This window comes from Flavobacterium sp. GW823-FHT06G12, assembly GCF_058794775.1.
On sequence record NZ_JBXAHE010000004.1, the window covers coordinates 118,685 to 135,049 of the forward strand.

Annotated in this window: 13 protein-coding genes; 5 read left to right on the top strand and 8 right to left on the bottom strand. The window is 35.3% G+C overall.

The features are described from left to right. Positions 1-73: 73 nt before the first annotated feature. From AC1Q5Z_RS16170 to AC1Q5Z_RS16185, 4 genes are all read left to right on the top strand, one after another. Positions 74-1,174 carry an SGNH/GDSL hydrolase family protein gene (locus tag AC1Q5Z_RS16170; RefSeq protein ID WP_343585179.1) on the top strand — a complete coding sequence of 367 codons (1,101 nt, stop codon included), beginning with the start codon at positions 74-76 and terminating at the stop codon, positions 1,172-1,174. Then, on the top strand, positions 1,164-2,546 hold the full coding sequence (locus AC1Q5Z_RS16175) for a sialate O-acetylesterase (protein WP_492445911.1): 1,383 nt from the start codon (positions 1,164-1,166) through the stop codon (positions 2,544-2,546). The genes AC1Q5Z_RS16170 and AC1Q5Z_RS16175 overlap by 11 nt, the downstream gene beginning before the upstream one ends. A gap of 180 nt (positions 2,547-2,726) precedes the next feature. Continuing rightward, positions 2,727-5,024 carry a beta-glucosidase BglX gene (gene bglX / locus AC1Q5Z_RS16180; RefSeq protein ID WP_492445912.1) on the top strand — a complete coding sequence of 766 codons (2,298 nt, stop codon included), beginning with the start codon at positions 2,727-2,729 and terminating at the stop codon, positions 5,022-5,024. A 388-nt stretch (positions 5,025-5,412) separates the two neighbouring features. Further along, entirely contained in the window at positions 5,413-5,979 is a 567-nt protein-coding gene (locus AC1Q5Z_RS16185; protein WP_286969997.1) for an HdeD family acid-resistance protein, read from the top strand. 144 nt (positions 5,980-6,123) lie between these two features. On the opposite strand, the gene AC1Q5Z_RS16190 is transcribed toward AC1Q5Z_RS16185, so the two are convergent. Both AC1Q5Z_RS16190 and AC1Q5Z_RS16195 read right to left on the bottom strand, forming a co-directional pair. After that, positions 6,124-6,408, bottom strand: a complete 285-nt coding sequence (locus AC1Q5Z_RS16190) for a DUF5615 family PIN-like protein (RefSeq protein WP_343585186.1) — start codon at positions 6,406-6,408, stop codon at positions 6,124-6,126. Beyond that, the gene (locus AC1Q5Z_RS16195) at positions 6,408-6,638 is read right to left on the bottom strand and encodes a DUF433 domain-containing protein (protein ID WP_198856703.1); all 231 of its coding nucleotides are present in this window, start codon (positions 6,636-6,638) and stop codon (positions 6,408-6,410) included. Before AC1Q5Z_RS16195 ends, AC1Q5Z_RS16190 begins: the two co-directional genes overlap by 1 nt. 112 nt (positions 6,639-6,750) lie before the next feature. Here AC1Q5Z_RS16195 and mgrA point away from each other — a divergent pair, with 112 nt between their 5' ends. Next, on the top strand, positions 6,751-7,707 hold the full coding sequence (gene mgrA / locus AC1Q5Z_RS16200; RefSeq protein ID WP_343585189.1) for an L-glyceraldehyde 3-phosphate reductase: 957 nt from the start codon (positions 6,751-6,753) through the stop codon (positions 7,705-7,707). A 57-nt stretch (positions 7,708-7,764) separates the two neighbouring features. Here the strand turns inward: mgrA and AC1Q5Z_RS16205 are convergent, their stop codons facing one another. From AC1Q5Z_RS16205 to AC1Q5Z_RS16230, 6 genes are all read right to left on the bottom strand, one after another. After that, the gene (locus AC1Q5Z_RS16205) at positions 7,765-9,744 is read right to left on the bottom strand and encodes a retaining alpha-galactosidase (protein WP_492445914.1); all 1,980 of its coding nucleotides are present in this window, start codon (positions 9,742-9,744) and stop codon (positions 7,765-7,767) included. A gap of 132 nt (positions 9,745-9,876) precedes the next feature. Next, positions 9,877-11,163 carry a glycoside hydrolase 5 family protein gene (locus AC1Q5Z_RS16210; protein WP_492445916.1) on the bottom strand — a complete coding sequence of 429 codons (1,287 nt, stop codon included), beginning with the start codon at positions 11,161-11,163 and terminating at the stop codon, positions 9,877-9,879. Positions 11,164-11,304: 141 nt separating this feature from the next. Further along, positions 11,305-12,534 carry a glycoside hydrolase family 26 protein gene (locus AC1Q5Z_RS16215; RefSeq protein ID WP_343585195.1) on the bottom strand — a complete coding sequence of 410 codons (1,230 nt, stop codon included), beginning with the start codon at positions 12,532-12,534 and terminating at the stop codon, positions 11,305-11,307. A gap of 1 nt (position 12,535) precedes the next feature. After that, complete coding sequence (locus AC1Q5Z_RS16220; RefSeq protein WP_492445918.1) at positions 12,536-13,726, bottom strand: AGE family epimerase/isomerase; 1,191 nt, start codon at positions 13,724-13,726, stop codon at positions 12,536-12,538. 6 nt (positions 13,727-13,732) lie between these two features. After that, entirely contained in the window at positions 13,733-14,923 is a 1,191-nt protein-coding gene (locus AC1Q5Z_RS16225) for a glycoside hydrolase family 130 protein (RefSeq protein WP_492445920.1), read from the bottom strand. A gap of 26 nt (positions 14,924-14,949) precedes the next feature. Beyond that, entirely contained in the window at positions 14,950-16,335 is a 1,386-nt protein-coding gene (locus AC1Q5Z_RS16230) for an MFS transporter (protein ID WP_343585201.1), read from the bottom strand. Positions 16,336-16,365: the final 30 nt, after the last annotated feature.

A 16,365-nucleotide genomic window follows, 5' to 3' on the forward strand; every position in this document is an offset into this window, starting at 1 on the left:
CATTTTAGTATCTTTTTCGATATTCTCTTTCCAATATATTTGTGAATCGTATTTAGATTTTAACAAATAAATTATGTTTCCCAAAAAAATAGCCCTTTTAATTTTGTTTTTACTGATTTCAGTTATTTCGACTTCGCAAACACTAAATTCAAATAAAACTTACTTATATCAGGGCAGAATAGAAAAACTGCAAAATGATAATGTCATTTTGATCGGAACAGCTTCATCTGTTTCTTTCAATTTTACAGGAAAAGAATGTTCAATTTCACTTCAAAGCGTAGACGCTTATGAACATCATAATTATGTTCAATTGGTTTTGGACGGTAAATATATTGGGAAGATCAGAATTGAAAAAGGAGCTGTGCAGGTATTTCCAATAAAAGTGACTTCAAGTAAAAAAGAACATCGACTAGAAATTTATAAAAATACTGAAGCCCAAAGTGGCAATATTTTGTTTGCTGGAACAACTTCGAAATTAATTCCGATTTCGTTTAAAAAGAAAAAGAAAATAGAATTTATTGGTGATTCTATTACTTGTGGCGCCGCTAGCGATCCGTCTGATGTTCCTTGTGATAAAGGAGAGTACATGGATCATCATAACGGTTATTATGCTTATGGACCAACACTTTCACGAGAAATCGATACCGATTACTTAATGAGCTGCGTTTCTGGAATCGGAATGTATAGAAACTGGAATGATGAGAATAAAGACGAAGCTATAATGCCAGATGCTTATCCAAATTTATATCTAACGAAAGATGTATCAAAACCTAAATATGATTTTGCTTTTCAACCTGATATTATCAGTATTGCTTTAGGAACAAATGATTTTTCTGGCGGTGACGGCAAAAAAGAAAGATTGCCTTTTAATCCAGAAAAATACATTTCGAATTACATCAATTTTATAAAAATGTTGTACGAACATAATCCAAAAGTACAGATTGTAATTACGAATAGTCCAATGGTTGGAGGTGAAAGAGGAGTTGTTTTTGAAGATTGTCTGAATAAAGTTAAAAACGCTTTCGCGAATGATAAAGCACATAAACCAATTCAGATTTTCAAATTTAAACCAATGACTCCAAGCGGATGTTCAGGGCATCCAGATCTTGCAGAACATAAGGTTTTGGCAAACGAATATGCTCCATTTTTAAAGAAGTTGCTAAATGAAAAATAATATCTATAAGTTTGTTTTCTTTTTATTGATTTCCAGTACTATGATGGCAAACATTTCGCTTCCGAATATTTTTAGTGATAATATGGTTTTACAACGCAACTCTCAAGTGAAAATTTGGGGTTGGGCAAATCCGAAAGAAGAAATTAAACTAGTTTCGAGTTGGAACAATCAGGAATATAAAACCGTTGCCAACAACCAAGCAAAATGGGAAATTACCATTAAAACTCCAGAAGCGGGTGGACCTTTTACTATTTCTATAAAGGGCTATAATGAAGTCGTTTTAAAAAACATTCTAATTGGAGAAGTTTGGCTTTGTTCAGGACAATCAAATATGGAAATGTCTGTGAGTTGGGGAATTGATGATGGAGAAGAAGAAATGAAAAATGCCACGAATCCAAACATTCGGTTTTTTACCGTTCCGAAATTAACGGCGGAAAGTCCGCAGAATAATTTGCTGGGAAATTGGACAGAATCGACTCCAGAAACGATGAAATATTTTAGTGCGATTGGCTACTTTTTTGCTAAACGCCTTCGCGAAGATTTAAAAAATATTCCAATCGGATTAATTTCTTCGAATTGGGGCGGAACTCCGGCTGAAATCTGGATGCCAGAAGATGTGGTAAATAATGATCCGCTTTTATTAGAAAATGCAAAAAAGCTTAACGAACAAGAATATGGACCAAGACAACCTGGACGTGCTTATAATGCGATGATTTATCCAATTGTCGGATTTAAAATCGCAGGAACGCTTTGGTATCAAGGAGAATCTAATGTTGGTTCGCTAGTTTATGATAAAACTTTAGGAGCCTTAATTACTTCTTGGAGAAAAGAATGGAATGATAATTTCCCATTTTATTACGTTCAGATTGCGCCATTTAAAAATGGTTCAAATAATTTCTCAAACGTAACGGTTAGAGATTCTCAGAGAAAATTATTGAAAGAAGTTTCAAAAACAGGAATGGTTGTAATTAGCGATATTTCGGATACGATTGATATTCATCCCAAAAATAAAAAATCGGTTGGAATTCGTTTAGCGAATTTGGCTTTAGCAGAAACTTACAAAACCAATCCTAACTTCGTTAATGGACCGCTTTTTAAAGGAATTAAAGTGGATAAAAATGCAGTAATCGTTTCTTTTGACTACGGAGACGGATTGTACTTTAAAGACAAAAAATCGAATCAATTTGAGGTTGCGGGAATAGATGGAGTTTTCTATCCGGCCGAAGCTTCGATTAAAAATAACGAAGTGATTGTGACAAGTAAAAAAGTAGGTTCTCCAGCAAAAGTGAGATTTGCATGGGGAAATACGATTCAGTCAGATTTGTTTAATAAAGCGAATTTGCCTGCTTCTTGTTTTATTTCTGAGTTATAGAGAGGAGGGGAAAGAAGCAAGATTTTAGATTATTGATATGCTTTGCCAAGCTTAGTGAAGTCGAAGCTAAAAAATGTATAGTTCGAATCTCGCAAAGACGCTAAGATGCAAAGTTTTGAAAAACTTAATATCTCAGAAACTTAGAATCTTAGTCCCTAAAAAAGAACTAACTAAACCATCATGAAAAATAAAAAAATAATTATTATCGGGGTTTTATCCCTGTTTACTGTTGGAAATATGAATGCACAAAAAAAGCCGTATCTGGATAAAAATAAAACTGTTGAGCAGCGCATAGACCTGCTTCTGCCATTAATGACGCTGGAGGAAAAAGTTGGGCAGATGAACCAATACAATGGCTTTTGGGATGTTACGGGACCAGCGCCAAAAGGCGGAACAGCCGAACTGAAATACGAGCATTTAAGAAAAGGCCTTGTCGGATCGATGCTGACAGTTCGCGGCGTTAAAGAAGTGCGCGCGGTGCAGAAAATTGCAGTCGAAGAAACCCGCTTGGGAATTCCATTAATTATCGGTTTTGACGTGATACATGGCTATAAGACGTTAAGCCCTATTCCGCTGGCAGAAGCTGCGAGCTGGGATTTGGAAGCGATTAAGAAATCGGCTGCGATTGCGGCAGACGAGGCTTCGGCATCCGGAATCAATTGGACTTTTGGGCCAAATGTTGATGTGGCAAATGATGCGCGTTGGGGACGCGTGATGGAAGGCGCGGGAGAAGATCCGTATTTGGGAAGCAAAATTGGATATGCAAGAGTAAAAGGCTTTCAGGGAGAAACTGTTGCTGATTTGGCGAAAGCAAATACAATTGCGGCTTGTGCGAAACATTTTGCGGCTTACGGTTATGTTGAAGCGGGATTGGAATATAATATTGTGGATATCAGCAATTCGAAATTGTACAATTCTGTGCTGCCTCCTTTTGAAGCTGCAGTTGAAGCGGGAGTCCGCACGTTTATGAATTCGTTTAATACTTTGAACGGTGTTCCTGCAACTGGAAATGCCTTTTTGCAAAGGGATATTCTAAAAGGAAAATGGAAGTTTGACGGATTCGTGATTTCCGATTATGCTTCAATCCGCGAAATGATTGCGCACGGTTATGCAAAAGACGAAGCCGATGCAGCGGCAAAAGCCGTAATTGCAGGTTCTGATATGGATATGGAATCGTATTTGTACGTTGCAAAACTGGTTGATCTGGTAAAATCAGGAAAAGTAAAAGAATCTTTAATCGATGATGCCGTTCGCCGAATTCTTCGCGTGAAATTTGAATTGGGGCTATTTGATGATCCGTACAGATATTGCGATGAGAAACGCGAAAAAGAAGTCGTTGGAAGCAGAGCCAATAACGAAGGCGTTTTGGATATGGCAAAGAAATCGATCGTTTTGCTGAAAAACGAAAAGAATCTGCTTCCGCTGAAAAAATCAGGTCAGAAAATCGCTTTAATCGGAGCTTTGGCAAACGATAAAAACAGTCCGTTGGGAAGCTGGAGAATTGCGGCTTCAGACGATACCGCGGTTTCGGTTTTAGAAGGGATGCAGCAGTACAAAGGCAACCAGCTGACTTTTGAAAAAGGGGCAGATTTATTAAAACAGAAAGCAACTTTCTTAACGGAAACAGTTTTCAACACAACAGACAGAAGCGGATTTGAAGCGGCTAAAAATGCGGCTAAAAATGCCGATGCCGTAGTAATGGTTTTAGGCGAATACGGATTCCAGAGCGGTGAAGGAAGAAGCAGAACCGATTTGAATCTGCCAGGTTTGCAGCAGGAATTATTGGAAGAAATCTACAAAGTGAATCCGAATGTGGTTTTGGTTTTAAACAATGGTCGTCCGTTGAGCATTCCGTGGGCGGCAGAAAATGTTCCGGCCATTGTGGAAGCTTGGCATTTGGGAACCCAAGCCGGAAATGCAGTTGCGCAGGTTTTGTACGGAGATTACAATCCGAGCGGAAAATTGCCGATGTCATTTCCTAGAAATGTTGGGCAGGTGCCGATTTACTATAATAAATACAGCACAGGAAGACCGATCGATAGCGATAAAAATGTTTTCTGGTCGCATTATATGGATGTCGAGAAAACGCCCCAATTTCCGTTTGGTTTTGGTTTAAGCTACACGACTTTTGATTATAAAAACTTGAAGTTGAATAAAACGGCTTTCGCAAAAGGTGAAAAAGTTCAAGTGAGCGTTGAGGTTACGAACTCTGGAAATTATGATGGAAAAGAAGTGGTTCAATTATACATTCATGATGAATTTGCAAGTATCGTTCGTCCAATAAAAGAATTGAAAGGTTTTGAATTGGTAAACCTGAAAAAAGGTGAAACGAAAACAGTAAACTTTACTTTAACCGATAAGGAACTTGGGTTTTATGATAATGAAGGAGATTATTTAGTTGAACCTGGAACGTTTAAAATCATGGTTGGAGGTAGTTCTGATAAAGGTTTGCAGAGTGGTTTTGAAATTAAAGAGTAAAAAGGGTTTTGCCACAAAGGTACTAAGACACTAAGTTTTTTTAATCTCGCAATCCCGATAGTTGTTGGCAGTAAAGATTTTTGAATAGCCCCTAGCTTCAGCTAGGGGAATAAGATTTGAATAGGAACAGGGCTTTAGCCAAACTTTGTAGGTTTGGCCAAAGCCCTGTTTTATTGTGTTTATGTTTTTATCCAGCTAAAGCTGGACGCTATTGATTTGCATATTGTAGTTTGTTAAGTATTTGTATGTTAGTATTTTATTGTAGGAAAAATATTTTGGTTTACGCTTTTGCCTTATCTTTGATAGACAGCCATTTAAATATTTTTTAATTGGCAATTCAAGGTAAGCTGAAAACTTTATAGAGTAGGCAAGATTTTAAAACAGTATTATGGAACATTCTTTATTTAAAAAAGTGAAAGCAGCAATTGATTATTGGTACATTCCGTTATTAGTGGGAATACTTTTTGTAATCATCGGATTTTGGTCTTTTGCCACACCTGTAAAAGCATATTTAACATTAGCATTTTTATTTAGTGTATCGTTTCTGGTCAGCGGAATTTTTGAAATTATTTTTGCACTTTCAAACAGAAAAAAAATAGACAATTGGGGCTGGACGCTGATCTCGGGAATTATAGGTTTAGGAGTTGGAATAGTATTAATTGCTAATCCGTTAGTTTCAGTAACACTTTTGCCACTTTATGTTGGATTGGCTATTTTGTTTCGCTCTGTAATGGCTATTTTTATGGCTTTTAATTTAAAAAGCTATTCTGTTCCAGATTGGAAAAATCTTTTAGGATTAGGGATTTTGGGACTATTGTTTTCATTTTTGTTATTATGGAATCCTGTTTTTGCGGGACTTTCAATAGTATATTGGACTGCTTTTGCTTTTATCGCAAGCGGTATTTTTTACATTTATTTTTCTTTCAAACTTAAAAAACTACACGATTTAGCTTAAAAAAATAAAGTTTGATTTAGCTTTTATATTAACAATAAATCCGACCGATCTCTAAAAACGGTCGGATTTATTGTTAATATGAATTAATAAGCACTTAGTAAATTTCTAGAATCATTAGTTCAGTATTAGTTATAAACGATTCGATTATATACTTTTTTGAGAACAAAATTCAGCTATTTGTTTAGTGTTTTTATTGAAAGTTTTTAGAATTATAACTTTTGGAGGGGCTCCTTTTAAAAGTAATAACTTTTCAAAATCATCATCATGAGTCAAAATAGTGAAATTATTTGCTTTTGCAAATTCCCAAATCTCAATATCTTTTGCCGGTTGATTTACGGGAATATCATTAGCATGTAAACAATTGAAAAAAGTATTTTCTACTAGTTTAATTATTCTCCATGAGATATTTGCATCCAGAAGTAACTTCATTATGCGGCTATTATTTTCGTAATATTTTCTCTGTTAGCAGCAAAACTTAACGCAGCAAGAATATGCTCTTTTTTTAATTCAGGAAAATCTTCAATGATTTCTTCAAAAGACATTCCTGTAGATAACCATGAAAGAATATCAGAAACACAAATTCTGGTTCCAGTAATTATAGGTTTGCCAAACCGAACATCTTGGTTTATTGAAATTAAATTTTGCCAGTTATTTTCCATAATTTTATTATTTAAACAAATTTACAAAAATTAAATGCGAATTTGGTTTTAAATAGCATGGTTTGTTTTTACCTTTAAAATCTATTAAAATTCCAACTTTTAAATTAAAACAATGAAATATAACAGATGCGGAAAAAGCGGTTTGCTGCTTCCTGAAATTTCTTTAGGATTATGGCATAACTTCGGTTCGGTTGATAATTTTGAAAATGCCGAAAGCATTGCTATTGAGGCTTTTGATAAAGGAATTACTCACTTTGATTTAGCAAATAATTATGGTCCAGTTCCAGGTTCTGCTGAGGAGAATTTTGGAAAAATATTATGGCATAATTTTCAGGGAAATCTACGCGATGAAATCGTAATTTCTACCAAAGCAGGTTATACAATGTGGAAAGGCCCTTACGGAGATTGGGGTTCACGAAAATATCTATTGTCAAGTTTAGATCAGAGTTTGAAAAGAATGAGCATTGATTATGTCGATATTTTTTACTCACACCGCCCAGATCCAGAAACACCGATTGAAGAAACCATGATGGCTTTAGATCACGCTGTAAGAAGCGGAAAAGCTTTGTATGTTGGAATCAGTAATTATTCTGCGGAACAAACGAGAGTTGCAGTTGATGTTTTAAAACAATTGGGAACGCCATGTTTGATTCATCAAGCAAAATATTCGATGTTGGAGCGTTGGGTTGAAAATGGTTTGTTGGATGTTTTAGAAGAAAAAGGAGTAGGCTGTATTGCGTTTTCGCCTTTGGCACAAGGACTTTTGACCGATAAATATTTAAAAGGAATCCCTGAAAACTCACGAGCTCATAATCCGAATGGGCATTTAAGAGAAGATGAGGTTACACAAGAACGTATTCAGAAATTAATTCAATTGAATGAAATTGCTCAAAATAGAAATCAGTCTTTAGCACAAATGGCTCTGGCTTGGCTGCAGAAAGACAAACGAATTACATCGGTTTTAATTGGCGCAAGTTCTGTAAAACAATTGTGTAATAATATTGATTGTTTACAGAATACAGAGTTTTCGCATGATGAATTAAATGCGATTGAAAAAATTCTAGCGTAAAAAGCTATTTGTAAAATGTGAAATGATAAAAAAGGAGAACAATTTGTTCTCCTTTTTTTATTTGATAATCATCGCCAATCCGCCTCCGCTTGCTAAATGATATTTTAATTTCGTAGTTGAATCAACTGTTACAATTTCTTTTTTGTAATCAGTTGCGGCTTTGTCTGCGTTTATACCATCAGAGAAAATCTCGGCTTGGAATTTTTTGCCTTTTTCAAGGAAAGAAAAATCAATTGTTACTTCTCTAGAATCCCAATTTGTTATTGTGCCTAAGTACCAAGTAATTCCTTTTCTTCGGGCAATTGAAACAAATTTTCCAACTTCACCATCAAGTGCGATAGTTTCATCAAAAGTCGTTGGAACTTTAGCGATAAAATCGGTGCTTTCTTGTTCTTTCATAAAAGCAGTCGGACTGTCGGCCATCATTTGTAAAGGCGCTTCAAAAATCGTGTACAATGCCAATTGATGACATCTTGTTCCTTGACTCATTGGTGTCGAATGACTTGGTTTGAATTCGCTTTTTGTAGCATTTCGCATTGCGCCAGGCGTATAATCCATTGGTCCAGCCATCATTCTAATAAACGGAATCGTGCAATCATATAGCGGAACATCATCATTTGGTGTCCATTTGTTGTTTTCTAAGCCTTTTACACCTTCAAAATTTAAAATATTTGGATAAGTTCGTTGAATTCCAGTTGGTTTGTACATTCCGTGGAAATCTAGAATCAATTTATAATTTGCCGCTTTTTGAGCAATATCGTAAACCGAATTGACCATTTTGGCATCATCGCGGTCTAAGAAATCAACTTTAAAACCTTTAATTCCTAAATTGGCATAATTCTTTAAAATTCCATCTGTGTTTTTAGTCAAAGCCATCCAAGAGCTCCACAAAATAATTCCAACATTTCGTTCTTTTCCATATGTAATCAAAGCCTCTAAATCGACATTAGGATTATGCTTCATAATATCTTCTTCCAAACTCCAACCTTCGTCTAAAACCACATATTCAACTTTATTCCTAGAAGCAAAATCAATATAATATTTATACGTCTGCGTATTAATTCCGGCTTTAAAATCGACATTGTAAATATTCCAATCGTTCCACCAATCCCAAGCAACTTTTCCGGGTTTAATCCAAGAAACATCTTTAATTTTTGAAGGTTCAGCTAATTTCTGAACCATATCATTATTCGCTAATGCAGCATCACTTTCAGAAATTACAATTGCTCTCCACGGGAAAGTTCTTGTTCCTTTTGTCTTCACCAAATAATCGGCTCTTTCGGTAATTAATCGGTTGATATTGTTGAATCCGCCATTGGCTTCTTTTAATGGATATTTAGAAAAACGAGATTCAAAACCAGATTTGTTTTTATTATTTGTAACGAATAATCCTGGATAATCTTCCAAGTTAGCTTCAAGAAAAACAGCTTTTTTATGATTTTTGTAATCAATTAGAAATGGTAAAAATGCCAAAGTATCTTTTGCAAATTCACTGATTTTCTTGTTTTCGTAATGTGCTTCAAAAGAAGAAATATAAGGATCTTTCGGATTTCTTAAATCTCTTACATAAGGCATTAAAGTGCTGTAGTCTTTGTCAAAATTTAAAACAACTTCTTCTGATTTTATCGTAATATCTTTTTTCTTTTTGGTAATGAATCGATACGCCGCACCATCATCAAAAACACGGAATTCAATTGCGAAATCATTTTTAAAATTGATAGTTAGTTTATTATACTGATCTTTTACGCTTTTCTTTTTGTATAAAGGTGTTTCAAAAGAAGTATTTACGCTTTCTTTTTTCGAATTTAAAACAACTGGGTTTTTTCCTAAAATATTATTTTCATCCAAAGTCATAGCCATTTCAGATGGCGCTAAAATCAAATCATTTTCGTGCAAAATAGACCATGAGATTTTATCATTTACAGCAATTTTAACTTCGATTTTTCCATTTGGAGAATTCACCGTAAAATCTTGTTTCTTTTGTGAAAAAGAAAGGTTTACGATTATAAAACAGAAAAGAATAAATATGTTTTTCATGTTGTATTTTTTATCAAATTTTGATTTTGTTATTCTGTAGAGACGCACCGTAGTGCGTCTAACGTATTTTGGATATTCGTTGTGTAGACGCACTGCAGTGCGTCTCTACAGAAAATAGGGATGAATTTTAATTTATTTTTTCAATTTTGAATTATAATCTTTCACAATTTCTAATGTCGATTTATCTCCATTAAAAACAGAGTTTAAACCTTGTGGTTCTTGAGGAGGATCTGTTGTAAGTGGTTCGCCAGGATTCCATTTTCCGTCTGGATGAATCGCTTTTCCTTCACCGCCGTAACCCCAGAAATTTGCTGCTCTTAACGGGCCATTATTTTTAACGCTTTCTGCAACTCGTCCAAAAATATAGCTGTAAAACTTATCTCTGTAAACAGAAGAAGCACCAGCATTCAGATTTTCATTTTCTCTCGGAAGACCAAATTCTTCAATAATAATTGGCCTTTTCAGATTATTAGCTACTTTAATGTGGTCGTCAATATATTTTCCGGCATTTTCGATTGTGGCTGGCATTGTAGCTTCGGCATTATCAGCTTTAAACCAATTCCAGTTTTTAGGCCAAATGTGCATGGTTAAATAATCAATATTCGGATTTTGATGTGTTCTTTCGAAGATTTCCATGCTGTCGTTCGAACTATTTTTTCCTTCAGAACCTGTAGAAACCAAATGATTTTTGTCTAGACTATCAATTAAATCCACAATATTATTGAGCCATTTCGTGAATTTTACTTCATTTTCAGGCGTAAAAGTTCTTGGTTCGTTTCCAACCTGCCACGCCATAATTGTGTTGTCTTCGTTGTATTTCTTTTTAGAATAAGAATTTGTTCTTCCGATAATAAACTTTACATGATTGTTCAATGCTTCCATGCATGGTTCGCAGCTGTGAAACTGTTCTGTATACGACATAAACTGAGGCCAAGTATTCGGCGGAATATTTGGAACTGGAACTGGACCTTTACCATTCCATTCTAAATATTGCGACATTCCGCCCGACCATTCCCAGTTATTCGTTAAATACAAAACTGCATACATATTTCGTTTGCTCATTTCGTTAATCAAGAAATCCAAGCCATCGAGTAAATCTTCATCATATTTTCCTTGCTCGTATTGCAATGCTGGGCGAACCGTAAAATCATATTTTCCGCCATCAGCACCAACTAAAACACGTAAATTATCAATTCCGTTTTTTTTCATTAAATCCAATTCGCGTAAAAGCCTTTTTCGGTCTCCTATTTTTTTAGAAGCCAACATACTTCCGTACCAATAATTGGTCCCGATATAAGCATAGGGTTTCTCGCCTTTGTAAAATTGGTTTCCTTTTACGGTGATTTTTTCTTGAGCATTACATGCAATTGCTGTTAAGATTAAGACTAACGAAAGGGTTTTAAAAAATCTATTTTTCATAATTTATATTTTAATGGAGCTAATCCTGCTATCCGTTACAATCTTTTATGCTGAACCCCAGCATAAAAGGATTTTCACTCCTATCAGGGCTAGGGCTTTACGTTATTTTAGAAAGTTTTGAATTCAAACTGAAACAAAAAGTTATTTCGGCATTTCATACATCTTTGGCAGAGAATTCACCAAAGCCGATTTTGTTTTCAAACTATAAGTTTTAAAATCTGCTGCATTCGAAACCGAACTATTCGGAACATAATAACCATCAGTATTATTGTTCCAAAACATTACATAACTTATCTGGATGTCATTTTTGGTTAACGCGTTGTATAAAAGTGAAGAAAACCAATCGGTAATGGCAGGAGTTGTGCTAGTTACACGATAACCTGTTTCGGTTAAGGCGGCGATTTTTACTTTCGTTTTAGCGTAATCAGAAAGAATTTTAAGTTTTGTATTTGCTCTGTCAGATCCCGTTTGTCCTTGATTATTGAAGTCTCCGTAATTATCCATTCCGATAATATCAACATATTTATCGCCTGGATAACGGCTTAAGTAATTGGCTTCAGTTGTATAAGAGTTGTCGGGAGAAAAAGCATATAAAATATTATGAACGCCTTTTGTGTTTTTTAAATAATCAACTGTAAACTGATAGGCTTTTTTATATTCATCGGCAGTACAAAAATCGGCGCCCCACCAAAACCAGCTTCCGTCAAATTCATGAAAAGGTCTAAAAATTATCGGAATCAATTCGCCATTTGAACCTTTTAAATTTGAAACCACGCTGGCAACTTTATCTAGTTTTTTCTTATACCATTCGTTGTTTGCCCCACCAGGAAGAATGCTTCTAAAAGCGGTCGATTTCTGCTCTGAAGTCATATCGGCTGTGTAGAAAGAATCTTCGTTGTAAGGTTCTCTCAAATGCCAACTGAAAGTATTGATTATTCCTTTCGCGTAAGCGGCCTTTGTATCGGCAATAATTTTTTGTTCCTGCTGATAAAACCAATTATTGCTTTGCTCGTTATTGTTTTTATCGGTAATAAACATAAAATCTGAACCCAGAACTGCTGGATCAAAACCTGTATTTTTTTTAATGTCAGAATCTCCGCCAGCATCTTGATAAAAGCTATTGAAAGCATCTTGCTGACCGATTGCTGTTTTGGTTTGTGCTAGTCTCTTTAAGTTATAAAATAAAGCAACAGTTTCTTTTGTAGCACCGGCATCGACCATATAATTTGCCGCATTTGATGTCGTTAAAGGATCGTCTTGCATTGGCGGATCGACAATTACTTTGCCGGGGTCTTCATTGTCTGAAGAACAGCTGATAATAGTTAAAATCGAGAGGCTGAGAAATGCTATTTTAAGAAATGTTGTTTTCATTTTAGTCTTTAATTCGATTAATAAGCTCTAGGCAAGCGCGGCCGTTATGATATGGGCATTTCCAAAATCCAGCTTTGTCTTTTTTCATTTTGGAATAATCCTCGTAGATGCCCCAGAACCATTCTCCGCTTTGATGATCGATCATGTGTTTCTTTGTGAATTTCCAGATTTTGTAAACAATGTCTAGATATTCTTCTTTATCAGTTAATTGATATGCATTGTAGAAACCAATTAATGCTTCTGCTTGTGGCCACCAATGTTTTTCGGCAATTAATTCTTTTTTTTCAGGATCGTATTCGTACCATAATCCACCATCAAAGTCAAGGCCTTCTTTAGTGGCTTCGGCTATCTGAATGGCGTATTTTTTAAAATTGGCAATTAAGGTTTCATTTCCTGAAATTTCTGCACATTGCTGTAAAAGCCAAGCAGCTTCGATATCATGTCCATACGAAATCACATCTGGCTTTTCATTCCAGTTTTCATCAAAAAACAAATGCAAATGCCCTATTTCTGGATTGATAAAATGCTTTTCGATAGTTTCTAATAATTCGATAATATCGTACAACAGTTTTTCGTCTTTCCAGACTTTATATAAATTCACATAACCCTCAATAATATGAAGATGCGTGTTCATGGTTTTCTTTTCGTTGGCATCTTTTGCACTTAAACGCAAATCTTCAATTGGTTGCCAATCTCTGGTAAAAGCTTCAAGGTAGCCTTTATTTATAGGATCGTAGCTGTGTTCTTGAATTTTGGCGTATAAGTTTTTAGCCAATTCTAAAGCTCGTTCTTCTTTTGAAATAGCATAATATTCAGATAAGCCATAAATAGCAAATGCTAAAGCATAAATTTGATTTTTGGTGTCTTTTGGAGTTTTATCCTCATTTATACTCCAAAAAAGACCTCCAAATTGTGTGTCATAAAAATAAGCTGCGAGAAATTCGAATGCTCTTTCTGCCAGTTTTTTGTGGTTTTCGTTTTTTGTGGTTGTGTAGCTGGCAGAGAATGTCCAAAGAATTCGGGCGTTTAAAACCGAACCTTTTTCTGCATTCGCAATAATATGATCGTTAAAATCGATTTGACCAACAAAACCTCCATTTTGGTCGTCAATAGTACGCTCCGACCAATATTTTAGAATGGAATTGAGTTCTGCGGTTAATTCCGATTTTAAAAGCTTTCTTTGTAATGACACGGTATTTTAAATTGCGTTATTTTTTTCGATTTGTTTAATAATGGTTTGCACAGAACCTGCAGAAATAAAAGTATCTGATGGAGTATTTATTACATAATCTACAAGTTTGTCTACAGAAGAAACCGCTACGTGCATGCGTGTATCTGATGAAGCGTAGTAAATATAAACCGTTCCGTCTTGGTCTTCGATCCATCCGTTAGAGAATAAAACATTCGAAACGTCTCCAACTCTTTCAATTCCTTCAGGTCCCATAAAATGTCCAGCTGGAACGTGAGTTACTTTCGAAATATCATTTAAATCGGTCATAAACATATACAAAGTATAGCGTAAGCCGGCGGCAGTATTTCTAACTCCGTGTGCTAAATGCAACCAGCCTTTTGAAGTTTTAATAGGAGCAGGGCCAAGACCATTTTTTAATTCGTAAATTGTATGATAATGTTTGCCGAAAATGATTTTTTCGTCTCTTACTACAGGATTTGCCATGTCATCAACATATCCTAAACCGATTCCGCCACCTGATCCAACATCGATAAAACCATCTTGCGGACGCGTGTATAAAGCATATTTTCCGTTTACAAATTCTGGATGTAATACTACATTTCGTTGTTGTCCCGTATTTGAAATTAAATCTGGAAGTCTTTCCCAGTTTACCAAATCTTTAGAACGAACGATTCCTGCATTGGCTACTGCCGAACTTGTATCTCCTTTTGGCGCTTTTGGGTCTTTTCTTTCGGTACAGAAAATCCCGTAAACAAATCCGTCTTCATGATGGATTAAACGCATATCGTATACGTTTGTATCTGGTTCTTCTGTTTGTGGAATCACGCATGGTTTATCCCAAAACTTGAAATTATCGATTCCGTTTGGACTTTCTGCGATAGCAAAAAACGATTTTCTGTCAATTCCTTCTACGCGAACGGCCATTAAATATTTGCCATTCCATTTCATTGCTCCAGCGTTGAAAGCCGCATTCATACCGATTCTTTCCTGTAAAAACGGATTGGATTCTTCGTTAAAATCGAAGCGCCAATTTAACGGAATATGTTCTGCTGTAACAACTGGATTTTTATATCGTTCGTATATTCCGTTTCCAACAGTTTGCTGAGGCTCGTTTTTTTGTTCAAGCAGAGTTTTATGTTGTTTTTCTAATGCCAATTTTCTTTCTTGAAAAGTGGCTGAAGATGTTATTGTTGTCATATAAATTGATTCTTTGTCTTTGTTTTTTAATGATTTCTCTTTTCGTTTAAATCCTGTTCTATAATCTGTAATTTTTCTTCTGATAGAGGGTAAAATACTATGAAAGCTACTGATACCGCAGCCGCAATTGCGGGTAGAATACTGAGCATTAATTGAATTCCGTTTTGAGCTGTTGCTGTCTGCTCGACATTAGCTTGGAAACCGTAATAACCTAATAGCCATCCCGCTCCAGCGCCACCAATTGTCCATCCGAATTTTTGTGACATTGACGAAGCTGAGAAAACCAATCCTGTTGCTCTACGTCCTTGTTTCCATTCCGAATAATCGGCACTGTCTGCATACATTGACCAGATTAATGGGAAAATACATCCGGCACAAATACTGATTAAAACTTGGAAACTCATGATTAGGAAAACATCTTCTTTTCCGAATACATAGAAAATCAGGCTTAAAATGGCAGCCAAAGTCATCGCTCCGAAGAAAGTTTTTTTCTTGCCAATTTTATTTGCAATTGGCGTTGCAATGATTACTCCAATGATGTTTGCTGCTTGTCCTAAAACCAAATAAATTGAAGTTGGAGTCATATGGAAATCGGTTCCGAAAAGTGAAAAATCGAAGTTTATAGTACTGCTTACATAATACTTAAAATAGTAAACTGCTGCACCATCACGAATAGAATTGAAAACTAATGCGCCAATTCCTGCTCCAAGCAAAATCCACCAAGGTCTATTTTTTAGAAGATCTTTTAAATCTTCTTTTAGGTTATTTTGTTCATTTTCAATTGGTTTAATTCTTTCTTTAGTGAATAAAAAACAAGCCCAAAAAAAGATGGTTGTGATTAATCCGAAAACGGCAATTGTAGCCAGCCAACCAGTTTTTGAATTTAAATTTCCACCGAAATAATTTACTAAGGGCTCAATTAGCCAAAGCGCTAAAAGACTTCCTCCAAAGGCAAAAACCATTCGGTAAGAAGAAAGTGTATTTCTTTCTTTTCTGTCAGAAGACATTACGCCCAAAAGTGATGCGTAAGGAACATTGATTAAAGAATAAATCATCATCATTAAGGAATATGTCACATAAGCATAGATGATTTTTCCTTTTTCGTCAAAATCAGGAGTGTAAAAAGTTAGAACTCCAATCACGGCAAAAGGTATTGCTACCCAAAGCAAATAAGGTCTAAATTTTCCCCATTTGCTTTTGGTTCTATCAGCTAGAATTCCAACAATTGGGTCAAAGCAAGAATCCCAGATTCTAGTAATTAAAAACATAGTTCCTACTATGGCAGGCGCTAATCCGAAAACGTCGGTGTAGAAAAATAACAGATACATGCTGAAAATTTTCCAAAACATAGATGAAGCAGCGTCTCCAAGTCCGTAACCAATTTTTTCTTTTAAACTAATTTTGTCGTGCATTAGATTTCTTTTAAAGATTGTAATTTATTT